21 protein-coding genes are annotated in these 21778 nt (G+C 59.1%); 9 read left to right on the top strand and 12 right to left on the bottom strand.

Annotated features, from left to right (window positions below; all coding sequences use genetic code 11):
• The first annotated feature begins 16 nt into the window (after positions 1 to 16).
• Positions 17 to 289: a YciI family protein gene (locus TR36_RS01025; RefSeq protein WP_045388355.1), complete on the top strand. Its 273-nt coding sequence runs from the start codon at positions 17 to 19 to the stop codon at positions 287 to 289.
• Positions 289 to 702, top strand: coding sequence for an EVE domain-containing protein (locus TR36_RS01020; protein ID WP_045388358.1), 414 nt, complete (start codon positions 289 to 291; stop codon positions 700 to 702). Before TR36_RS01025 ends, TR36_RS01020 begins: the two co-directional genes overlap by 1 nt.
• 18 nt (positions 703 to 720) lie before the next feature.
• On the opposite strand, the gene ilvA is transcribed toward TR36_RS01020, so the two are convergent.
• Positions 721 to 1968, bottom strand: a complete 1248-nt coding sequence (gene ilvA / locus TR36_RS01015) for a threonine ammonia-lyase IlvA (protein WP_062762112.1) — start codon at positions 1966 to 1968, stop codon at positions 721 to 723.
• A gap of 138 nt (positions 1969 to 2106) precedes the next feature.
• On the opposite strand from ilvA, the gene TR36_RS01010 reads away from it, so the two are divergent.
• Positions 2107 to 3342 carry an argininosuccinate synthase gene (locus tag TR36_RS01010; RefSeq protein ID WP_045388365.1) on the top strand — a complete coding sequence of 412 codons (1236 nt, stop codon included), beginning with the start codon at positions 2107 to 2109 and terminating at the stop codon, positions 3340 to 3342.
• Here TR36_RS01010 and TR36_RS01005 read toward each other — a convergent pair whose 3' ends face one another.
• Together TR36_RS01005 and TR36_RS01000 are read right to left on the bottom strand one after the other, a co-directional pair.
• Positions 3343 to 4197 carry a ribokinase gene (locus tag TR36_RS01005; RefSeq protein WP_045388368.1) on the bottom strand — a complete coding sequence of 285 codons (855 nt, stop codon included), beginning with the start codon at positions 4195 to 4197 and terminating at the stop codon, positions 3343 to 3345.
• Positions 4197 to 6455 (bottom strand): NADP-dependent malic enzyme, encoded by a 2259-nt coding sequence (locus TR36_RS01000; RefSeq protein WP_045388371.1) that lies wholly within the window; start codon positions 6453 to 6455, stop codon positions 4197 to 4199. The genes TR36_RS01005 and TR36_RS01000 overlap by 1 nt, the downstream gene beginning before the upstream one ends.
• A 103-nt stretch (positions 6456 to 6558) precedes the next feature.
• Between TR36_RS01000 and mutS the strand changes: the two genes are divergently transcribed.
• Positions 6559 to 9162: a DNA mismatch repair protein MutS gene (mutS, locus tag TR36_RS00995; RefSeq protein WP_062762110.1), complete on the top strand. Its 2604-nt coding sequence runs from the start codon at positions 6559 to 6561 to the stop codon at positions 9160 to 9162.
• A 41-nt stretch (positions 9163 to 9203) separates the two neighbouring features.
• On the opposite strand, the gene TR36_RS00990 is transcribed toward mutS, so the two are convergent.
• Together TR36_RS00990 and hrcA are read right to left on the bottom strand one after the other, a co-directional pair.
• Entirely contained in the window at positions 9204 to 9713 is a 510-nt protein-coding gene (locus TR36_RS00990) for a nucleotide exchange factor GrpE (protein WP_370553316.1), read from the bottom strand.
• A 32-nt stretch (positions 9714 to 9745) separates the two neighbouring features.
• A complete protein-coding gene (hrcA, locus tag TR36_RS00985) occupies positions 9746 to 10804 on the bottom strand; it encodes a heat-inducible transcriptional repressor HrcA (RefSeq protein ID WP_045388895.1) in 1059 nt (352 codons plus the stop codon).
• A 98-nt stretch (positions 10805 to 10902) separates the two neighbouring features.
• Between hrcA and rph the strand changes: the two genes are divergently transcribed.
• The 5 genes from rph (at position 10903) to TR36_RS00960 (ending at position 14096) form a co-directional block, all read left to right on the top strand.
• Positions 10903 to 11616 (top strand): ribonuclease PH, encoded by a 714-nt coding sequence (gene rph, locus TR36_RS00980; RefSeq protein WP_045388380.1) that lies wholly within the window; start codon positions 10903 to 10905, stop codon positions 11614 to 11616.
• Complete coding sequence (gene rdgB, locus TR36_RS00975; protein ID WP_062762107.1) at positions 11613 to 12221, top strand: RdgB/HAM1 family non-canonical purine NTP pyrophosphatase; 609 nt, start codon at positions 11613 to 11615, stop codon at positions 12219 to 12221. The genes rph and rdgB overlap by 4 nt, the downstream gene beginning before the upstream one ends.
• Complete coding sequence (locus TR36_RS00970; RefSeq protein WP_045388386.1) at positions 12218 to 12592, top strand: RidA family protein; 375 nt, start codon at positions 12218 to 12220, stop codon at positions 12590 to 12592. The genes rdgB and TR36_RS00970 overlap by 4 nt, the downstream gene beginning before the upstream one ends.
• Positions 12592 to 13743 (top strand): radical SAM family heme chaperone HemW, encoded by a 1152-nt coding sequence (gene hemW / locus TR36_RS00965; RefSeq protein ID WP_045388389.1) that lies wholly within the window; start codon positions 12592 to 12594, stop codon positions 13741 to 13743. Before TR36_RS00970 ends, hemW begins: the two co-directional genes overlap by 1 nt.
• Positions 13740 to 14096, top strand: a complete 357-nt coding sequence (locus tag TR36_RS00960) for a YbaN family protein (RefSeq protein ID WP_045388391.1) — start codon at positions 13740 to 13742, stop codon at positions 14094 to 14096. The genes hemW and TR36_RS00960 overlap by 4 nt, the downstream gene beginning before the upstream one ends.
• Here the strand turns inward: TR36_RS00960 and TR36_RS00955 are convergent.
• The 7 genes from TR36_RS00955 to hemJ all read right to left on the bottom strand — a co-directional run bounded on the left by TR36_RS00955 (position 14068) and on the right by hemJ (position 21365).
• Positions 14068 to 14970: a ParB/RepB/Spo0J family partition protein gene (locus TR36_RS00955; RefSeq protein WP_082714833.1), complete on the bottom strand. Its 903-nt coding sequence runs from the start codon at positions 14968 to 14970 to the stop codon at positions 14068 to 14070. The genes TR36_RS00960 and TR36_RS00955 overlap by 29 nt on opposite strands.
• Entirely contained in the window at positions 14970 to 15770 is an 801-nt protein-coding gene (locus TR36_RS00950) for a ParA family protein (protein WP_062762105.1), read from the bottom strand. Before TR36_RS00950 ends, TR36_RS00955 begins: the two co-directional genes overlap by 1 nt.
• The gene (gene rsmG, locus TR36_RS00945) at positions 15763 to 16353 is read right to left on the bottom strand and encodes a 16S rRNA (guanine(527)-N(7))-methyltransferase RsmG (protein WP_237763490.1); all 591 of its coding nucleotides are present in this window, start codon (positions 16351 to 16353) and stop codon (positions 15763 to 15765) included. Before rsmG ends, TR36_RS00950 begins: the two co-directional genes overlap by 8 nt.
• Before the next feature lies 1 nt (position 16354).
• Entirely contained in the window at positions 16355 to 18211 is a 1857-nt protein-coding gene (gene mnmG, locus TR36_RS00940; RefSeq protein WP_045388898.1) for a tRNA uridine-5-carboxymethylaminomethyl(34) synthesis enzyme MnmG, read from the bottom strand.
• A gap of 12 nt (positions 18212 to 18223) precedes the next feature.
• Entirely contained in the window at positions 18224 to 19492 is a 1269-nt protein-coding gene (gene mnmE, locus TR36_RS00935; protein WP_062762103.1) for a tRNA uridine-5-carboxymethylaminomethyl(34) synthesis GTPase MnmE, read from the bottom strand.
• A gap of 16 nt (positions 19493 to 19508) precedes the next feature.
• The gene (rho, locus tag TR36_RS00930; protein ID WP_045388401.1) at positions 19509 to 20795 is read right to left on the bottom strand and encodes a transcription termination factor Rho; all 1287 of its coding nucleotides are present in this window, start codon (positions 20793 to 20795) and stop codon (positions 19509 to 19511) included.
• A 132-nt stretch (positions 20796 to 20927) separates the two neighbouring features.
• Positions 20928 to 21365, bottom strand: coding sequence for a protoporphyrinogen oxidase HemJ (gene hemJ, locus TR36_RS00925; RefSeq protein ID WP_045388403.1), 438 nt, complete (start codon positions 21363 to 21365; stop codon positions 20928 to 20930).
• Between the last annotated feature and the right edge of the window lie 413 nt (positions 21366 to 21778).

Raw genomic sequence — 21778 nt, 5'->3', positions numbered from 1 at the left:
CGATAGGATGGACACAATGCTCGTAGCCCTCATCTGCAAGGACAAACCCGGTGCCCTGACCGTACGTCAGGAAAACCGGACGGACCATCTGGCCTATGCCGAGGCAACGGGGGTCGTCTTTCTGGCAGGCCCGTTCATGAACGAGGCGGGTGAGATGACAGGCTCTCTGGTGATCCTTGATGTCGCGGATCTGGACGCGGCAAGAGCCTGGGCCGGGGCGGATCCCTATGCCAAGGCGGGGCTGTTCCAATCGGTTGAAATTCAGGAATGGAAAAAGGTGATTGGCTGATGGCCTACTGGCTTTTCAAATCCGAACCCGACGCATGGAGCTGGGACCAGCAGGTTGCCAAGGGAGAGGAAGGCGAGGAATGGACCGGCGTTCGGAACTATGTGGCGCGTAACAACATGCGCGCCATGGTTCTGGGGGATCGCGGGTTCTTTTATCACTCCAACGTCGGCAAGGAGGTTGTGGGCATCGTGGAGGTCTGTGGCCTGAGCGCGCCCGACAGCACCTCCGAGGATCCGCGCTGGGATTGCGTGACGATCCGCGCGGTCCAGCCGGTGAAGACACCCGTGACACTGGAGGCGGTAAAGGCCGATCCGCGCCTTGCCGACATGGTGCTGGTCAAGAATTCCCGCATGTCCGTGCAGCCTGTCACGGAAACCGAATGGCAGATCATCTGTGAAATGGCAGGGCTTTAACGCCCTGCCGGCAATGGCCTAGATCAGGTATTCGGCCAAGGTCGCATCATGGGTGATGTCGCGATAGCCGAATCCCTGAACCTCCATCTCAGCGAACAGGCGTTCGAAGTTTGCAGGGTCGGTTGTTTCGATGCCGATCAGGATGGAGCCGAAGTTCCGCGCCGATTTCTTCATGTATTCGAACCGCGCGATATCATCATCAGGGCCAAGGATCATAAGGAAATCACGCAGCGCGCCGGGGCGTTGCGGCATCCGCAGAATGAAGTATTTCTTGCGCCCCATGAATCGCTGTGCCCGCTCCTTGACCTCGGGCAGACGCTCGAAATCGAAGTTGCCCCCGGAAACGACGCAGACCACGGTTTTGCCTGCGATCTGATCCGCTACATCGTCCAGGGCATCGATGGCCATCGCCCCCGCAGGTTCCAGAACCACCCCTTCGACATTCAGCATTTCCACCATCGTGACGCAGATACGGTCTTCTGGGCAGAGGATGACGTTTTCGGGATTCACCCATGACAGCGCGGCAAAGGTCCGGTCGCCCAGACGGGCAACGGCAGCCCCGTCCACAAAGCTGTCAACGGTTTCCAGACGATGGGGCGCGCCCGCGCCCAGCGCGGCCTTCAGGCTGGCACCGCCCGTAGGCTCCACAAAGCGGAAGTCCGTTTCGGGCGAAACCTCGCGCAGAAAGCGCGAGACGCCGGACGCCAGACCGCCCCCCCCGACAGACAGCACGACCATGTCGGGTGCCTTGCCCAACTGGTCCATGATTTCCGCACCGATGGAGGCCTGCCCCTCGATCACATCATCATCATCGAAAGGCGCAAGGAAATAGGCCCCCTGTTCCTGACACCACGCCTGCGCCGAGGCCAGCGTTCGGTCAAAGTAATCGCCCACCAGCACCACCTCGACCAGATCGCCACCAAAGGCGCGGGTCTTGGCAATTTTCTGCTGCGGCGTGGTGATCGGCATGAAGATCGTGCCCCGCACCCCGTAATGGCGGCAGGAAAATGCCATGCCCTGGGCATGGTTGCCCGCGCTGGCACATACGAAATGGGTCTGCGACGGATCGCGTTCACGGATCTTGCGCATGGCATTGAAGGCGCCGCGCAGCTTGAAGCTGCGCACAGGCGTCAGATCCTCGCGCTTCAGCCAGATGTCGGCCCCGTAGCGGTCCGAGAGGTAATCATTGCGCTGCAGCGGCGTTTCGGGAAACAGATCGCGCAGGGCTGCGGTGGCGGTACGCACAGTGGCTGAAAAATCGGTCATGATGGCCGGACACTAGGGCTGCGCCTGCGCCTTCTCAAGGGGAATCTGGCAGCTTTGGGTCCGCAGGCCTTGTCCCAAGGTCACAAAGGCCTTATCGCGGATCAACGTGTCACGCCCAAGTTCCGGAGCCTGCCCCCTATGTCCCAGCCGAAATCCACGCCCAAGAAAGTCGTGCTTGCCTATTCTGGCGGCCTCGATACCTCGATCATCCTGAAATGGTTGCAGACCGAATACGGCTGCGAAGTGGTGACCTTCACCGCTGATCTGGGTCAGGGAGAGGAATTGGAACCCGCCCGTGAAAAGGCCGTGATGCTGGGCATCAAGCCCGAGAACATCTACATCGAGGATGTGCGCGAGGAATTCGTGCGTGATTTCGTATTCCCGATGTTCCGCGCCAATGCGCTGTACGAGGGCCTGTATCTACTGGGCACCTCTATCGCGCGCCCGCTCATTTCCAAGCGTCTGGTCGAGATTGCGCGTGAAACCGGGGCCGATGCCGTATCCCACGGCGCCACGGGCAAAGGCAACGATCAGGTCCGGTTCGAGCTTTCGGCCTATGCGCTGAACCCCAATATCAAGGTAATCGCGCCATGGCGTGAATGGGACCTGTCCAGCCGTACCAAGCTTCTGGAATTTGCCGAGCAGAACCAGATCCCGATTGCCAAGAACAAGCGGGGCGAAGCGCCGTTCAGCGTAGATGCCAACCTGCTGCACACATCATCCGAAGGCCGCGTGCTGGAGAATCCGGGGGATGAAGCCCCCGAATACGTCTACCAGCGCACCGTATCGCCGGAGCAGGCGCCGGATACTCCCGAGATCGTGGAAATCACCTTTGAAAAGGGAGATGCCGTTGCCATTAACGGCGAGGCGATGTCCCCCGCGACCATCCTGACCCGCCTGAACGAACTGGGCGGCGCACATGGCGTCGGCCGTCTGGATCTGGTTGAAAACCGCTTTGTCGGGATGAAGTCACGCGGCATCTACGAAACCCCGGGCGGTACGATCCTGCTGGAAGCACACCGCGGCATCGAACAGATCACGCTGGATTCGGGTGCGGGCCACCTGAAGGATTCGATCATGCCGCGCTATGCCGAGCTGATCTATAACGGCTTCTGGTTCTCGCCCGAGCGGGAAATGCTGCAGGCCCTGATCGACAAGTCGCAAGAGCATGTCTCGGGAACGGTTCGTGTGAAACTGTACAAGGGATCGGCCCGTACGGTTGCCCGCTGGTCCGATCATTCGCTGTATTCCGAGGCGCATGTGACATTCGAGGAAGATGCCGGTGCCTACGACCAGAAGGACGCCGAAGGCTTCATCCGCCTGAACGCGCTGCGCCTGAAACTGCTGGCGACGCGCAACGCGCGGACGAAGTAATCAGGTCCGGCCCAGAAAGGCATCGACCTCGGCCGCCGCGGGCATCGCGGCGGCCGCCCCCTCGCGGGTAACCTGCAACGCCGCCGCTGCCGCCGCCCGGCGCATACCGGCCTCGGCCGGCAATCCTGCATCCAGCGCCGCTGCCAGTGTTCCTGCAAAACAATCGCCAGCACCGGTCGTATCAACGGCGGTCACCTTGAATGCGGGAACATGCAGCGCCCTGCTTCCCAGCCATTCGGCCCCTGCTGCGCCATGGGTGATGATCATATCCACCTCTGGCAACATCCCCATTGCGGTGCGCAGGGCCTCTGCTTCGCCCTTGTTCATCATCAGCAAACCCAGATACGGCAGGACATCCCGCACGGCCTGCGCATCAAAAGGGGCTGCGGAATAGACCACGGCCATTCCGCGTGCCGCTGCCAGTGCAGCCGCCTCGGCCTGGCGGGCCGTTTCATTCTGCAGCAGCAGCAGATCGCCTGCGCCTGCACCTTCCAATGCGGTCAGGATGGTTGCCCCCGGCGCCTGATTTGCACCGGGATACAGCACAATGGCGTTTTCCCCCTGATCATCGACGGTGATGATGGCATGGCCGGTCGGAACCTCTCCGACCGCTACATGGGTGACATCGACGCCATATCCGGCCAATGCCTCACGCGCCCAGACGCCATCGGTGCCGACTGCCCCGATGTGGTGACAAAGCGCGCCCGCACGGGCGGCTGCAACGGACTGGTTGGCCCCCTTGCCGCCCAGCCCCACATCATAGCTTTGGGCAGCCAGCGTTTCGCCCGCCGCCACAAGATGCGGCACGCGGTACACATGATCAAGGTTGATCGAACCGAAATTCCAGACTGCCATTATCTGCCGATCTTGCAGGCGGCCATGACAGCCATGTTCAGGATGTCATTCACGCTAGCAGTGGTGGAACAGATCTGGATCGGTTTTGCTACCCCCGTCAGGATCGGGCCGATCACCGTTGCACCCGCCATTTCCTGCATCAGCTTTACAGAGATGGAGGCCGAATGGCGCGCCGGCACGACAAGGATATTGGCGGGCCCGGTAAGGCGACAGAACGGATATTGCGCCATCTGTGCGGGGTTCAGCGCGACATCGACCGTCATTTCGCCTTCGTACTCAAAATCCACACCCCGCGCATCCAGCACCTTTGGCGCTTGTGCCAGTTTGGCTGACCGTTCGGATTTCGGGGACCCGAAGGTGGAGAAGGAGACGAAGGCCACACGCGGAACCAGCCCCAGATCGCGGGCAACGGCGGCGGCGCGCTCGGCGATGGTCGCCAGATCCTCGGCTTCCGGCCATTCATGCACCAGCGTATCGGCAATCAGCAGAATCCTGCCCTTGTGCAGCAGCGCCGTCACACCCGCCGCCCCCTGGCCCGGTGCCGCATCGAACACATGGTTGATGGCGGACAGGACATGGGCCGATTTACGCGTGACCCCCGTGACAAGGCCGTCACCATGCCCCATCGCCAGCATCAGCGCCGAAAAGACATGCCGATCGCGCCCCACCAGACGGCGGATATCGTGGGAATCGAACCCCTCTCGTTGCAACCGCTGGCTCAGGAATGTCTTGTATTCATCCAAATGTGGGCTGTTGGCGGCATTCACCACCTGCAGTTCGGATACGGCATCGCCCAGCCCTGCGGTTTCCAGCTTCTGCCTTACGTCGGCCTCACGGCCCACCACCAATGCCTGCCCCAGACCGGCACGCTGATAGGCAACGGCTGCCCGCAGAACGCGCGGCTCATCCCCTTCGGCAAAGATCATCCGGGCCTGTGCATTCTTTGCACGCGCATGCACGCCCTGCAGGATGCTTGCGGTCGGATCCATCCGCGATTTCAACGACAGTTCATAGGCGGCCATATCGGTGATCGGGCGACGGGCGACGCCGGTTTCCATACCTGCCCGCGCAACGGCCGGCGGGATCATATGGATAAGGCGTGGGTCGAACGGGGTCGGAATGATATAATCGCGGCCGAACGTCAGTTCACGGCCATAGGCTGCGGCGACCTCGTCCGGCACATCTTCACGGGCCAGCTTGGCCAGGGCCTCGGCGCAGGCGATTTTCATGGCGTCATTGATGGCACGGGCATGAATGTCCAGCGCGCCACGGAACAGATACGGAAAGCCCAGAACATTGTTTACCTGATTGGGGTAATCCGACCGGCCGGTTGCCATGATCGCATCGGGGCGCACGGCCTGCGCATCCTCGGGGGTGATTTCGGGGTCGGGGTTGGCCATGGCAAAGATGACAGGATCCGGGGCCATCGAGCGGACCATATCCTGCGTCACCGCCCCCTTGGCCGAAACACCAAGGAAGACATCCGCGCCATCCATCGCCTGTTCCAGCGTCCGCAGGTCAGTATTGGCGGCATGGGCCGATTTCCACTGGTTCATGCCCTCGGTGCGACCGGCATAGATCACACCCTTGGTATCGCACATGATGCAGTTGTCATGGCGCGCGCCCATGGATTTCAGCAACTCCAGACAGGCGATCCCTGCGGCCCCGGCCCCGTTCAGCACGATGCGCACATCCTCGATCTTCTTGCCCGAGATCGCCAGCGCATTGATCAGGCCCGCGGCGCAGATCACCGCGGTGCCGTGCTGGTCATCATGGAAAACGGGAATGTCCATGATTTCCTTGAGACGGCTTTCGATAATGAAACACTCGGGCGCCTTGATATCCTCAAGGTTGATGCCGCCGAAGGTCGGCCCCATCAGGCTGACCGCCTTGATGATTTCATCGGCGTCTTCGGTCGCCAGTTCGATATCGATCGCATTCACATCGGCAAAGCGTTTGAACAGGACGGCCTTGCCCTCCATCACCGGCTTGGATGCCAGCGCGCCCAGATTGCCCATCCCGAGGATGGCCGTCCCATTGGAGATGACCGCCACCATATTGCCCTTTACCGTATAGTCATAGGCGGTTTCGGGGTTATCGGCGATGGCCTGCACGGGCACGGCCACCCCCGGAGAATAGGCAAGGGACAGATCGCGCTGCGTGGTCATCGGCGTGGTTGCCACAACCTCGTACTTACCCGGCGTGGGGTCCAGATGGTAGGCAAGCGCCTCCTCGGGGGTGATCTTCATGCGCGACATGGGGCAGCTCCGCTTATGTGATTGCAACGTGCATATCCCGCTGCCCGCGTTGCGGCAACCGCGCGCAACGCGTATGACAAGGCGCGACAGACCGGAGGACAGCATGACCGAGCCGACGCCGATGATGGCGCAATATCTGCAGATCAAGGCAGAACACCCCGCCGCACTGCTGTTCTACCGCATGGGCGACTTTTACGAGATGTTCTTTGACGATGCCGTCATGGCGGCAGAGGCGCTGGATATCGCCCTGACCAAACGCGGCAAACATCTGGGCGAGGATATCGCCATGTGCGGTGTGCCGCATCATGCCGCCGAAAGCTATTTGCTGGGGCTGATCCGCAAGGGGTTTCGCGTGGCGATCGCCGAGCAGATGGAGGATCCGGCCGAAGCGAAGAAACGCGGCTACAAATCCGTGGTCCGGCGCGAGGTCGTACGGCTGGTCACCCCCGGCACCCTGACCGAGGATGCGTTGCTGGAGGCGCGCCGCCACAACTATCTGGTGGCGTGGGCCGAGGTGCGCGGTGAAGGCGCGCTTGCATGGACAGACATCTCCACCGGTGAGATGCGCGTGATGCCCTGCCCCCTGCCACGGCTGCTGCCGGAACTGGCCCGCCTTGCCCCGCGCGAGATTCTGGTGGCCGACGCCCAGGAGGTGGAGATGGCCGCCCTTCTGTCAGAGGTGGATGCTGCCGTCACGCCCCTGTCCCGCGCCAGTTTCGACAGTGCGGGGGCCGATAAACGTCTGCGCGCCCTCTGGAAGGTTGGATCACTCGAGGCCTTTGCGCCCTTTAGCCGGGCAGAGGTGGCCGCCCTCGGGGCCCTGGTCGATTACTTGGACCTGACGCAGCGCGGCAAGCTGCCGCTGTTGCAGCCGCCCGTGCGCGAAACACCGGGCGCCGCCCTGCATATCGACCCGTCGACCCGCCGCAATCTGGAAATTGCGCAATCACTGACCGGTGGTCGTGAAGGCTCCCTGCTGGCCGCGATGGACAGAACGGTAACCGCCCCCGGGGCGCGGCTGCTGGAACGGCGGCTTGCCGCCCCCTCATGTGATCTGGGTACGATCCATGCACGTCTGGAGGCGGTGCGGTTTCTGGTGGACCACCCCCGCCAGCGTGAGGACCTGCGCGCCCGTCTGCGGCACGTGCCGGATATGGACCGCGCCCTGTCACGCGTCGCACTGGAACGGGCCGGCCCGCGCGATATGGCACAGATCCGCGCCGGTCTGGCACAGGCCGCACTGGTGGTTCTGGAGGGCGCGCCGCCGCATCTGGCCGATGCCGTTTCGGCCCTGAAGGGGCATGATGCGATCCGGCTGCGTTTGGAAGAAGCCCTTGTGGCGGAGCCGCCGCTTCTGGCGCGGGACGGTGGTTTTATTGCGGAAGGGTTCGATGCCGAGCTGGACGAAACCCGCCGCCTGCGGGACGAAGGCCGCGGGGTCATTGCGCGGCTTCAGGCGGATTACGTGGCACAGACCGGAATCGGCAGCCTGAAGATCAAGCATAACAACGTGCTTGGATATTTTATCGAGGCAACGACCGCACATGAGGCCACGCTGCGGAATGCAGGCTTCATCCACCGGCAAACCACCGCGAACCAGATTCGCTTTACCACCGTCGAACTGTCAGAGATGGAAACACGCATCTTGAACGCCGGCAACCATGCGCTGGAAATCGAGAAGCGCCATTTTACGGCGCTGCGCGGGGCAATCATGGAAGCCGCAGCAGCCATAGGGACTGCCGCGCGGGCGCTGGCCGTGCTGGATGTGGCCGCAGCCTTGGCCGWTCTGGCCGCTGCCGAGGATTGGGTGGAACCGCGCGTGGATGACAGCCGCGCCTTTGTCATAACCGGCGGCAGGCACCCCGTGGTGGAACGGGCGCTGCGCCGCAAGGGAGAGGCCTTTGTGGCCAATGACTGCGGCCTGACCGACAAAGGAACGCCCGCGATCTGGCTGCTGACCGGCCCGAACATGGCCGGTAAATCCACATTCCTGCGGCAGAATGCCCTGATGGCCCTGCTGGCGCAGGCGGGCAGCTTTGTGCCTGCGAAATCGGCGCATATCGGTCTGGTCAGCCAGTTGTTTAGCCGCGTGGGCGCGGCGGATGATCTGGCGCGGGGCCGGTCCACCTTCATGGTGGAAATGGTGGAAACCGCCGCGATCCTGAATCAGGCGGATGATCGGGCGCTGGTCATCCTTGACGAGATCGGACGCGGAACGGCCACATATGACGGGCTGTCGATTGCATGGGCCACATTGGAGCATCTGCATGACAGCAACCGGTGTCGCGCCCTGTTCGCCACACATTACCATGAGATGACGGCCCTGTCGCAGAAGCTGGACGGAGTGGAAAATGCCACCGTGACCGTGCGCGAATGGGACGGGGATGTCGTATTCCTGCACGAGGTGAAGAAGGGCGCTGCGGACCGGTCATACGGGGTGCAGGTGGCGCGACTGGCCGGGCTGCCCCCGGCCGTGATCGAGCGGGCCAGAACAGTGCTGGAGACGCTGGAAGCGGGCGACAGGAACGGGCAGCGCAAGGAGGCCCTGCTGGATGACCTTCCCCTGTTCCGCGTTCCGCCTGCGCCCGTTGCAGCCCCCGCGCCTGCCAGATCCGGCATAGAGGCCCGCCTGGCAGAGTTGCAGCCTGATGATCTGACACCGATGCAGGCGCTGGCCCTGATCTATGAATTGCGCGGTCTGGTCTGATACAAAAAAGGCGCCCTCATGGGGCGCCTTTTTCAGATCTGTCATGCAGGGGTGGAGGATACGCCAACCTGCGCCGGACGCAGCAGCCGGTCGTGCAGCATGAACCCTTCGGTCATCACCTGAATGATGTTACCCGCGACCGTGCCGGGCACCGGGGCCTCGAACATCGCCTCGTGGTTTTGCGGATCGAATTTGTCACCGACCTTCGGGCTGACAGCCTTCACGCCATGCTTGTCCATGACATTGAGCAGTTCGCGCATGGTCAGTTCGACGCCCTCGAAAAATGCTGCCGATTCGGCGCGCTGTTCTTCGGTCGCGGCATCCAGCGCGCGGCGCAGGTTATCATGCACGGGCAGAAGATCGCGTGCCAGACGGGTGCTGCCATAGTTCTCGGCTTCACGCCGGTCACGATCGGCCCGCTTGCGCGAGTTTTCCGCATCGGCCAATGCCCGCATCCAGCGGTCACGCATCTCGTCGCGTTCGGCACGCAGCGTTTCCAGTTCCGAATCCTGCTCGGGCATATCTTCCATGAATTCGCTGGTATCCGTCATGTCGTCTTTCTTGTCGTCTTGCGTCATGTTTTTCATCCTTTGCCCCGTTCAGATACAAGGCGTCCGACCAGTTGCGCGGTATAATCGACAATCGGCACGATGCGACCATAATTGAGCCGCGTCGGGCCGATAACCCCGACCGCACCGATAATCTTACGATCGGCGTTCATATAGGGAGAGACCACCAGAGAGGAACCCGAAAGTGAGAAAAGCTTGTTCTCCGACCCGATAAAAATACGCACCCCGTCGCCTGCTTCGGCCAGATGCAGGTATTCGGCGATGTCGCGCTTCATTTCCAGATCCTCGAACAGGCTGCGGATGCGGTCCACATCGCGGGCGTCCCCTTCCAGCAGATTGGCCTGACCGCGGACGATCAGCCGTTCGGACTGTTCGCCGGGGTTTTCCCACAGCGCAAGGCCCGCATCGACCAGCGCCTGCGCCAATGTGTCGATCTCCTGCCGCCGCCGTGTCATATCCTGCACGATATTCTGGCGCAATTCACTCAGCGTCCGGCCATCGGCAAGGGCATTCAGGAAATTGGCCGCCTCGCGCATGGAGGAGGATGTCTGTCCGGGCGGTGGGGTGAAGACACGGTTCTCGACACTGCCATCCGCGAAAACCAGCACCACCAGCGCCCGGTCCGTACCCAGCTGCACGAATTCGATATGGCGGATCGGGGCCTCGTGTTTGGGTGTCAGAACCAGACTGGCCCCGCGGGTGATGCCCGACAGTGTCTTTCCGACGCGGTTCATCAGGCTGGTGATATCGGGGGCGCCGCCGCTGGCGTCTATCTTCTCCCGATCCTCTACCGACACCTCTCCCACTTCCAGCAGCCCATCCACGAACATCCGCAGGCCCAGTTGGGTGGGTACGCGCCCGGCAGAGACATGCGGGCTATCCAGCAGGCCCAGAATTTCCAGATCCTGCATCACGTTCCGTACGGTGGCCGCGCTGACCCGTTCGTTCAGTACCCGTGTCAGCGTACGGGATCCGACCGGCTCACCGCTATCGAGATATCCCTCCACCACCCGACGGAAAACATCGCGGGAGCGTTCGTTCATATCGGAAAGGATCTGTCGTGTATCTGGCATATCCATCAATTAGGGGGTGACAACCGCAAACGTCAATGCGGGTTGCATCATTGCCCCCCCAGACGGTATCTGACAGCCAGTAGATACAGGAGTTTTCCATGCGTCCCTCCGGCCGTTCCCTGAACCAGATGCGCGATGTTTCCATTGAGACAGGCGTCATGAAACATGCCGAAGGCTCGTGCCTGATCAAGATGGGGGATACGCATGTTCTGTGTTCTGCCTCGATCGAAGATCGCCCGCCGTCGTTCTTGCGCAATACCGGTCTTGGCTGGGTCACTGCGGAATACGGCATGCTGCCCCGCGCGACAACCAGCCGGAACCGGCGTGAGGCGGCGACAGGCAAGCAATCGGGCCGCACACAGGAAATCCAGCGCCTGATCGGCCGGGCCCTTCGTGCAGGGATCGACCGCAGCGCACTTGGTGAACGCCAGATCACCATCGACTGTGATGTGCTGCAGGCCGACGGAGGAACCCGCTGCGCCGCCATCACCGGTGGTTGGGTTGCATTGCGCCTGGCGATCAACAAGCTGATGAAGACCGGCGCAATCGTTTCGGACCCGGTGATCGACCACGTGGCTGCCGTTTCCTGCGGGATCTATGCAGGGCAACCCTTGCTGGATCTGGATTACGCCGAGGATTCCGCAGCGGGTACCGATGGCAATTTCATCCTGACCGGGTCGAAAAGGCTGATCGAGATCCAGATGTCGGCCGAAGGGGCAACCTTTTCCCGCACGGAAATGAACGAGCTGCTGGATCTGGCCGAGGCTGGCACCGATGCGCTGGTTGCAGCACAGAAGGCAGCCCTTGCATGAGAGCATTTTCCGGCGACCGTATCCTGTTTGCGACCGGCAATGCCGGAAAGCTGGCCGAAATGCGGGCCCTGCTTGCCCCCTATGGCATTTCGGTGGAAAGCAACCGCGATCACGACCTGCCCGATCCGCCCGAGACCGAAACGACCTTTGTCGGGAATGCCCGGATAAAGGCCCATGCCGCCGCCAAGGCCACCGGTTTGCCGGCACTGGCCGATGACAGCGGCATCACCATCGATGCATTGGACGGTGCCCCCGGCGTCTATACCGCCGATTGGGCCGAAACCCCGAACGGGCGTGATTTCAAAATGGCCATGGGGCTGGTCTGGGAGAAGCTGGAGGCAGCGAATGCCCCCTTCCCCNGGACCGCCCAGTTCAATGCGACCTTGGTCCTTGCCTGGCCCGACGGCCATGACGAAGTTTTTGTGGGGCGACTGGATGGCCGCGTCGTATGGCCCATGCGCGGGGCCGAGGGACATGGCTATGATCCCATCTTCCAACCCGACGGTTTTGAGATGACACTGGGCGAGATGTCGGCCGAGCAGAAAAACGAAATCTCGCATCGTGCCGATGCCTTCCGCAAACTCGTCAAAGGATGTTTTTCATGAAGCTGATCTCTTCCGGTTCGCCGTTCGAAACGAAAATGGGCTATTCCCGCGCCGTCGTAAAAGGCGATTGGTGTTTTGTGTCCGGCACCACCGGATACGGGGCCGATGGCGTCATGCCTGCCGGTATCGCCGATCAGGCGCGCAATTGTTTTGCCACGATTGCCAAGGCACTGGCTGACGGCGGCTTTGAAATGGCCGACGTGGTGCGTGTGCAATACACGGTCACAGATGCCGCGTTGGTCGATGATCTGATCCCGGCGTTGGGTGAGGTTTTTGCCGATATCCGTCCGGCCGCGACCATGGTCGTTGCAGGTTTGATCCGCCCTGAAATGCTGGTGGAAATCGAAGTCACCGCACTGAAGGGCGCGTGATGGAAGACTGGCGGAACGGTGGCTTCGGCCTCTATCTGCACTGGCCGTTTTGCCAGTCGAAATGCCCCTATTGCGATTTCAACAGCCATGTCTCGGCCAATATAGATCAGGAACGCTGGCAGGCCGCCTATCTGGCCGAAATTGACCGTATGGGGGCGGAAACCAGCGGGCGTGTCCTGAACACCGTGTTTTTTGGCGGAGGCACCCCCTCTTTGATGGATCCGTCGGTGGTGGATGCCATCCTGTCGCGCATCCGCATGACATGGCCCAATGCGAATGACATCGAAATCACCCTTGAAGCCAATCCGGGTTCGGTCGAAGCGGGCCGCTTCCGGGCCTATGCCGATGCTGGTGTGAACCGCATTTCCATGGGGGTGCAGGCGCTGAATGATGCCGATCTGCGCCGGTTGGGCCGGCTTCATTCGGTTGCCGAGGCGCGGAAGGCGTTTGACATTGCCCGGTCAACCTTCGACCGGGTCAGCTTCGATCTGATTTATGCACGACAGGACCAGACACTGGCTGCATGGGAGGCGGAACTGCAGGAAGCGCTGTCCATGGCGGTGGATCACCTGTCGATGTACCAACTGACCATTGAGGACGGCACGGCATTCGGAGACCGTTTTGCCCGAGGCGGACTTCGCGGGCTGCCATCGGACGATCTGGGTGCGGATATGTACACGCTGACACAGGACCTGTGCGAAGCGCACGGGATGCCTGCGTACGAAGTGTCCAATCACGCCCGAGCGGGTGCAGAAAGCCGCCATAACCGTATCTACTGGCAGGGAGGCGATTATCTGGGGATTGGCCCAGGTGCACACGGCCGTCTGACGCTGGAGGGAACACGGTGGGCCACGGTGGCGCCAAAGGCACCCGGGGCGTGGCTGCACGCTGCCGAGGCGGGCCATGGAGAAGCCCCGAGAGAGGTTGTCACCGCCAGCGAGCAGGCCGATGAATACCTGATGATGGGATTGCGCCTGCGTGACGGATTGGACCTGAACCGCTTGATGGCCCTCTCCCCTACCGCACTGGACCGGAAAGGGCTGGCACGCATGCTGGATCTGGAGATGGTTACCCTGGATGGCGACAGGCTATGTGCGACCCCCCAAGGACGTATCCTGTTGAATGCGGTCATTGCCGCACTGGCGGCATGAAGCGGGCACTATGGGGCGCTGCAGGCGCTCTGGCCTTGGGGGCCGGGCTTCTGGGGGTAATCCTGCCGTTGCTTCCCACGGTGCCGTTCATACTGCTGGCGGCATTCTGCTTTTCACGATCCTCCGAGCGGTGGCACCATTGGTTGCTGACACATCCGCGCCTGGGACCAAGCATCAGAAACTGGCAAACCAACCGCACCATCAGCCGCAGTGCCAAATGGAAGGCCACATGTTCGATGGTTATCGTGTTTGGAATCAGCGTTGCCTGGGGGCTGGCAACACCAATCATCGTGTTTCAGGCCCTGATACTGGCCTGTGTGGCCATCATGCTTTGGACACGCCCCGAGGCATAGACGACAACAGGCGACAAAGGTTATCCAGATCCTCCAGAGACCTGTAACGCACTGATATTACGCCGTTTTCACCGCCAGCCAGATGATCTATCTGCACTTCCATCCCCAGGTTGGCCGTAAGGTCGGATTCGAGGGCACGGGTATCGGCATCCTTTTCCACATCGACCCTAGGCTTGGATTCCGACTTCGGTTTTGACACGCCTTTGGCCAGACGTTCGGTTTCGCGGACCGACAATCCTTTATCGATAACCTGACGCGCGAGGCGCGAGGCATCTTGGGAAGTGATCAGCGCGCGGGCGTGCCCGGCAGACAACTGCCCATCCCGTAGATAGCGCTGCACATCATCGGGAAGGTTCAGCAGCCGGAGCAGGTTGGCAATATGCGACCGGCTTTTTGACAGGGCATCCGCCAGTTTTTCCTGCGTATGGCCAAATCGGTCCATCAATGCCCGAAAGCCCAAAGCCTCTTCGATCGGATTGAGGTCAGCCCGCTGGATATTTTCAATGATGGCAACTTCCAGCACTTCGGTATCATCGAAATCCCGGATGACCACAGGGACATCATGCAATTGTGCCAGCTGCGACGCGCGCCACCGACGCTCTCCCGCGACAATTTCATATTGATCCGTGCCCTCGATCGGGCGAACGATCAATGGCTGGATGACACCCTTGGCACGAATGGAGGCCGCAAGATCAGAAAGCGCAGCGGGTTCAAAATCACGGCGTGGCTGGTTCGGATTCGGGATAATCTTTTCGATGGGCAGCGAAGTTTCGGACCGACGTGATCCGTTTTCAACCGGAGTGTCCACATTGATATCCGCCATCAAGGCGGAGAGTCCTCGCCCCAGACCGCGCCGTTCAGCCTTGCGTTCCATCATGCGCTTACCTTCAATACCGCAGCATGTCGCTGCGTCATTTCTGTTGCGAGGGCACGATATGCCTCACTCCCCCGCGAGTTCGGATCGTATTGCAGAACCGGGAGCGCAAATGACGGCGCCTCACTAACCCTGACATTACGCGGGATGATGGTGGCGAATACAAGTTCCCCCAGCGTTTTTCGCGCATCATTTTCGACCAGTTGCGACAGATTGTTCCGTTTATCGTACATGGTCAGAACAATGCCTTCGATCCGTAATGCCGAATTTGCGGCCTGACGGACCTCCCGTACAGTCAGCATCAGTTGTGACAGGCCTTCCAAGGCAAAGAATTCGCTCTGTAGTGGAACAAGCACCGAGTCCGCGGCAACCAGGGCATTCAGCGTCAGAAGGCTAAGTGACGGTGGACAGTCGATCAGGATATAATCGAAATCTCCGCTCCCCTGCGGGGTCCGAAGTGCCGAACGAAGGATGGTCATACGATCTTCGTTATCCATCAACTGGATATCGGCCGATGCAAGATCCGCATTTGCAGGGCATACAAACAGCCTGTCTATACTGGTTGACTTTACGGCGTCGGATACACCGACATCGCCAAACAGCAGATCATACGTTGTAACGTCGCGTTGTTCGGTTTCAATTCCCAATCCGGTGGAAGCATTCCCTTGGGGGTCAAGATCCACCAGCAGAGTCTTGAGGCCCTTCTCAGCAAGTGCTGCTGCAAGATTTATGGCCGATGTTGTTTTACCAACGCCCCCCTTCTGGTTTGCGATGGCGATAATACGGCACTGATCAGACACGCGAAATGCTCCCGATTTCAACAATCACAGCAGACGGGTCTGTACTGCTTGGATGGATAACAGGTTCGAAATGCCACATCTTTTGCGCATCGGCAATCTCGGCATCATGTTTGGCCCCCTTAAGAAACAGGGATTGGCCAGAAGGTTTACGATGCAGTTCAGAATATTCACACAATACGGCCAGATTTGCCAAAGCGCGCGCAGAAAGGATATCTGCCCTAAGCGGTTCGATGGCTTCGATCCGTTCGGATATTACATTGACCTTAATTTGCGCTTCACGGGCAGCTTCCCGAAGAAACGTGCATTTGCGTTTGTCGCTTTCCACAAACGTGAAGCATAAATCCGGACGAAGTTCTGCGGCACAGATCGCGACCACCATTCCTGGAAGGCCGCCGCCTGACCCCAAATCAACCCAATGCGCCCCAGCTTCCGCCAGATCAAAAACCTGTAGGGAGTCAAGAATATGACGATCCCAAACATTGGATTCAGTAGATTTGGCAATCAGATTGATTGCACCATTCCATCGCAAAAGTTGCTTTGCAAAACCTTCCAGACGAATGGTTGTTTCACGTGAAACACGCACCTTATGCAACTTTCATAGCGCGGCGGGAATGGGATATGATCAACAACAGGGCTGACGGCGTCATTCCTTCGATCTTCTTCGCAGCAGCAATATTATCCGGGGCGCGTTTGACAAGCTTCGTCGTCAGCTCATTAGAAAGGCCTGATATGGTGGTATAATCGAGCGTTTTCGGAATTTTCAGCTCCTCATCCCGATTGATGACATCAGCCTGCGCCTGCTGGCGAGCGGAGTATCTATCGTAAATTGCATCTGTGATGATCTGCTCACGAAGCGGATCAGGCAAGGCGGCAAACGTCGGAGCCATGTCATCGAGCAAAGACGGTGTGATGCCGTCAATAGACAGAACAGCCAAGCCATTCCGGCGCGCGCCATCCATGCTCACTGCTGCACCACGCCGCACAAGCTCCTGCGGTGTGATAGAAAGTGATGCCAGTTCTTCCTTCGCGCCTTCAAGCGAAGCAAGCTTGTTCTTGAACGATGCGTCCCTGCGTTCGCCAACAAGTCCGTACTGAATACCAATAGGAGTCAATCGCTGATCCGCATTATCGGCACGCAACGATAGCCGGAACTCTGCCCGTGATGTGAACATGCGATAGGGTTCGGTTACACCACGTGAAGTCAGGTCATTGATCAAGACGCCTATATAGCTTTCGGTACGCTTGAAAATGACCGGCGCTTGATCCTTGACCCGCTGCGCTGCATTCAGACCGGCTACGAGCCCCTGAGCAGCTGCCTCTTCATACCCGGTTGTGCCATTTATCTGCCCGGCAAAGAACAATCCCTCCACTGCGCGCAATTGCAGGGATTCATCCAACTCGCGCGGATCAAAATAGTCATATTCGATCGCGTAACCGGGTTGGAGGATTTCGACGGCCTCCAACCCACGGATTGTCCGGACGTAATCCAGTTGAACATGCGCAGGCAGAGATGTCGAAATGCCATTAGGATAGATTGTGTGATCATCCAAACCTTCAGGCTCAAGGAATATCTGATGCGACTCCTTATCCGCGAACCGCACGACCTTGTCCTCGATCGAGGGGCAATAACGTGGCCCTACCCCATCAATATGGCCGCCGTACATTGCTGAAAGCGAGAGGTTATTGCGGACGATATCATGTGTCTGGGCATTGGTATGGGTAACACCGCAGGCAACCTGATCGACCAAAGGCTGTGTGTTCATGAATGAGAGCATGACAGGTTGCTCATCGCCATCCTGTCGATCCAGAATATCCCAATTGATCGTGCGTCCATCAAGTCGCGGCGGCGTACCTGTTTTCAGACGCCCCCGTGCAAGGTTCAATGCAGCGAGCTGTTCGGCCAGCTTGACTGATGGCCGGTCACCAAGCCGCCCGCCTTGATGCGAACGATTTCCGATATGGATAACGCCATTCAAGAACGTCCCTGCAGTCAGGACAACCGATTTTGCCTCGATCACCGCGCCGTCGGAAAGAATAACTCCGGCCACGATATTGTCGCGGATATCCAATCCTGCAACTTCTGCTTCCAGAACTTGCAGGTTTTCCGTTTTTGAAAGCAGATCCTGAACCGCGGCTTTATAAAGCTTACGATCCGCCTGGATGCGGGGGCCTTGAACGGCCGCGCCTTTGCGCCGGTTCAATAGCCGATATTGGATACCAGCACGATCACCTGCACGCCCCATGATCCCGTCAAGTGCATCAACCTCTCGGACGAGATGCCCCTTCCCCAGCCCGCCAATGGCCGGGTTACAGGACATGACCCCGATACCGTCCATCGAGAATGAAATCAAAAGTGTTTTGGTACCGGCACGCGCGGAGGCTGCAGCCGCCTCAACGCCCGCATGCCCACCACCGATTACAATTACGCCAAAATGTTCCACGTGAAACATTCCTTATTTTCCGATACAAAAACTTGCGAAAATTTCGCCCAACAGGTCTTCGACATCAATCCGCCCAACCAGAGAGTCGAGCTGGCCGACAGCGTCTCGCAAAAACTCGGCAGCAATCTCGCCGCGATCCAACCCTTTTAACTCATTCACAGCTGATTCTAAAGCTGCAATTGCGTGAACAGCCGCCAGGCGATGGCGTTCGCGCGTGAATGTGCCTGCGCCACTTCCCATCACTTCCAACCGTTGCCGGATTGTATCGATCAGGACATCTACACCCTGCCCTGTCAGACCAGAGACGCCTTCGCCCCCAAGGTCAGCTTTTGCCTTTACGACAATATCGGAGTCGGCAGGCATGAGCGGTAGCACCGTCCCATCGTCCAGGAATACACGAAGATCACACCGTGCGGCGCGATCCATTGCCCTTTCAATCCCCAATGTCTCGATACGGTCATCGGTTGTCCGTAGCCCTGCCGTATCAAGAAGCGTCACTGGCAACCCTGCAAGATCCATACGGACCTCGATCACATCTCGGGTTGTCCCTGCCACATCTGATGTCAATGCCGCCTCACGACCAGCTAACATATTGAGAAGAGTAGATTTTCCGGCATTTGGCGCGCCTAGGATCGCCACTTCGAATCCGTCACGTATCCGCTCGGCAATCGGGGCACCCGCCGCTTCTACCCGCAAATCGGTCAACACCGATGCGATCAGCGTAGACACCTCCGGTGTGACATCAATGGGCACATCTTCATCTGCGAAATCGATTGTCGCCTCGATCAGGGCTGCGGCCCGGATCAGATCACCGCGCCAGCGTTCTGCCCGCTTACCGATGGCCCCGGATAGAACACGCAGCGCCTGACGACGCTGGGCTTCGGTGTCAGCGTCTATCAGATCTGCAAGACCTTCCACCTGCGCCAGATCCAGACATCCGTTATCCAAGGCACGACGGGTAAATTCCCCCGCCTCTGCCAAGCGCAATCCATTACGCGTGGAAAGAGCCCGAAGCACCGCGGAAATCGTCGCGGGGCTGCCATGAATATGCAGCTCGGCAACCCGTTCACCCGTAAAGCTCTGCCCCGCCTCGAACAGAAGAACCAGCGCTTCATCCAGCTCTACCGACTTGTCGGACAACTTCCGAAGTCCAGCTTGTCTGACAGGTGGAAGCGATACGTCGAACGAGGCAACAGCATCGAATGCGGCAGGACCGGATATGCGAATGACCGCAATACCCGCTCGCCCCCGCGCACTTGCCAAGGCATAGATCGTGTCCATCTGCCGCTCCTGAAACTCAGGTATTCATCGAATCGAAGAAATCGGAGTTTGATTTTGTCTGTTTCAGCTTCGAGATAAGGAACTCGATGGCATCTGTCGTACCCATCGGGTTCAGAATACGGCGCAGAACATAGGTTTTCTGCAGATCGGATTTCTCGACCAGCAGATCTTCTTTCCGCGTACCGGATTTCAGAATGTCCATCGCAGGGAAAACGCGTTTATCCGCCACTTTCCGATCCAAGACGATCTCCGAGTTACCGGTGCCTTTGAATTCTTCGAAGATGACCTCATCCATCCGGCTTCCCGTATCGATCAGGGCCGTTGCAATGATGGTCAGCGATCCACCTTCTTCGATATTCCGCGCCGCGCCGAAGAACCGTTTGGGCCGTTGCAGCGCGTTCGCATCCACACCGCCGGTCAGAACCTTGCCGGAAGACGGAACAACCGTGTTAAACGCACGTCCCAGGCGTGTGATACTGTCCAGCAGGATCACGACATCCCGTTTATGCTCTACCAAGCGCTTCGCTTTCTCGATTACCATCTCGGCCACGGCAACGTGGCGCGTCGACGGCTCGTCAAAGGTGGAGGAAACAACCTCCCCTTTCACGCTGCGCTGCATATCCGTAACTTCTTCGGGCCGTTCGTCGATCAGAAGAACGATCAGATAGCATTCCGGATGATTCGTTTCGATCGAATTGGCAATATTCTGCAGCAGAACCGTCTTACCGGTCCGCGGTGGGGCCACGATCAGAGCGCGCTGGCCTTTACCGATCGGCGAGACGAGGTCGATAATCCGCGCAGAGCGATCCTTGATCGTCGGATCCTCGATTTCCATCTTCAAGCGCTCATCGGGATAAAGCGGCGTCAGGTTGTCGAAATGGACCTTGTGACGCGCATTCTCGGGCGTATCGAAGTTGATTTTCTGCACGCGGGTCAGGCAAAAATAGCGTTCGCTTTCGCTTGGGGCCTTGATAACGCCCTCTACGGTATCACCCGTCCGCAACGAATACTGCCGAATCATGTCAGGGCTGACATAGATATCGTCCGGCCCGGACAGATAGTTCGCCTCCGGTGACCGCAAGAAGCCGAAACCGTCCTGCAGAACCTCCAGAACACCGTCGCCGCCAATTTCCCAGCCTTCCTCGGCATGTTCCTTCAGCAGCTGGAACATCATCTCGCCCTTCCGCATGGAGGGCGCATTCTCGATCTCCCACTCTTCTGCCATGGACAGAAGGTCTGCGGGCGTTTTCGCCTTCAGATCGGACAGGTTGAGGCGTTCGAGTGTTTCAGGAATATCGTTCATGCGGGAGAAAAACTTATCTTTGGGGGCGCGACGCCCGAAAGAAGGGCTCACAGCGATCACGTCAAAACGGAAAATGCAGTGGGTCGGACGACCCTGCCCAACCCGCATATTCGCCTGACCCAGTTGAGTCAACTAGAACCGGACAATCACCGACAGGACGATGACGATCATCAGCAGCGTCGGTACTTCGTTCATGATCCGGTAGGTCCGGCCCGTCAGCTTGTTGTCTCCCCGCTCGAAGTCCTTGCGGCGGGCGGAAAGCCAACCATGAAAGCCCGTCATCGCCAGAACTGATATGGCCTTGGTCCATGGCCAGATCTGCCCCCAATCAACCGCACCTGGCGTCGCCACCAGCAATAGGCCGAAAATCCAGGTGGCGATCATGGCCGGATTGATGATCGCCTTCAGAAGCCGCCGTTCCATCGTCAGGAACAGTGCTTCCGGTACGTCATTCTCGGCATGATACACAAAAAGGCGGGGAAGGTAAAAAATCCCTGCCATCCACGCGATGACGGCGATCACATGAAATGCCTTGATCCATGGATAGGCGCCGATCAGCAGGTCGGTCATCTCGTTCCCCTCTTATTCTTAATAAGACTCTTTAAAAGAAAGAATGAAGATGATGTAGGCCCTATGGATAAGTGAATCCATAAAGATTCCCACGGCTTTTCCCTGCCCTGTTCCGCTTGTGGACATTCCTGGGGAGCAGAATCCTCGCTCATCCCAAAATCCCGTTTTCAGCTATGCATTATTGGCATATCTCAAGGTTTTCATCTTGTGGATAAGTTGCCGGAAAACTTATTGGCGACCGGTGCGTAACTTGGATTTCCACACGCAGCATTTTCCACAATCCACAGGTGGATAACTGCGGCTGGCCGTTGACTTTTGTTTCCTGAAAATCCATCCCTCCGGAAAGAGGAAATTTTCCCAACTGGCTATTCGCCCAATTCGACCCCGATTCCTCCACAGAGTCCTCCACGTCA

It is taken from the genome of Falsirhodobacter sp. alg1, assembly GCF_000739715.2.
GTDB lineage: Bacteria > Pseudomonadota > Alphaproteobacteria > Rhodobacterales > Rhodobacteraceae > Falsirhodobacter.
The sequence above is the reverse complement of the archived record's forward strand: the minus strand, read 5'-3'. Positions and strand labels throughout refer to the sequence as shown.

Coding starts and splice junctions, on each gene's coding strand:
- TR36_RS01025 (WP_045388355.1), top strand. CDS start 17: ATGCTCGTAGCCCTCATCTGCAAGGACAAACCCGGTGCCCTGACCGTA.
- TR36_RS01020 (WP_045388358.1), top strand. CDS start 289: ATGGCCTACTGGCTTTTCAAATCCGAACCCGACGCATGGAGCTGGGAC.
- ilvA (WP_062762112.1), bottom strand. CDS start 1,968: ATGACCGATTTTTCAGCCACTGTGCGTACCGCCACCGCAGCCCTGCGC.
- TR36_RS01010 (WP_045388365.1), top strand. CDS start 2,107: ATGTCCCAGCCGAAATCCACGCCCAAGAAAGTCGTGCTTGCCTATTCT.
- TR36_RS01005 (WP_045388368.1), bottom strand. CDS start 4,197: ATGGCAGTCTGGAATTTCGGTTCGATCAACCTTGATCATGTGTACCGC.
- TR36_RS01000 (WP_045388371.1), bottom strand. CDS start 6,455: ATGTCGCGCATGAAGATCACCCCCGAGGAGGCGCTTGCCTACCATCTG.
- TR36_RS00990 (WP_370553316.1), bottom strand. CDS start 9,713: ATGACGGATACCAGCGAATTCATGGAAGATATGCCCGAGCAGGATTCG.
- hrcA (WP_045388895.1), bottom strand. CDS start 10,804: ATGCCAGATACACGACAGATCCTTTCCGATATGAACGAACGCTCCCGC.
- rph (WP_045388380.1), top strand. CDS start 10,903: ATGCGTCCCTCCGGCCGTTCCCTGAACCAGATGCGCGATGTTTCCATT.
- TR36_RS00970 (WP_045388386.1), top strand. CDS start 12,218: ATGAAGCTGATCTCTTCCGGTTCGCCGTTCGAAACGAAAATGGGCTAT.
- hemW (WP_045388389.1), top strand. CDS start 12,592: ATGGAAGACTGGCGGAACGGTGGCTTCGGCCTCTATCTGCACTGGCCG.
- TR36_RS00960 (WP_045388391.1), top strand. CDS start 13,740: ATGAAGCGGGCACTATGGGGCGCTGCAGGCGCTCTGGCCTTGGGGGCC.
- TR36_RS00955 (WP_082714833.1), bottom strand. CDS start 14,970: ATGGAACGCAAGGCTGAACGGCGCGGTCTGGGGCGAGGACTCTCCGCC.
- mnmE (WP_062762103.1), bottom strand. CDS start 19,492: ATGGACACGATCTATGCCTTGGCAAGTGCGCGGGGGCGAGCGGGTATT.
- rho (WP_045388401.1), bottom strand. CDS start 20,795: ATGAACGATATTCCTGAAACACTCGAACGCCTCAACCTGTCCGATCTG.
- hemJ (WP_045388403.1), bottom strand. CDS start 21,365: ATGACCGACCTGCTGATCGGCGCCTATCCATGGATCAAGGCATTTCAT.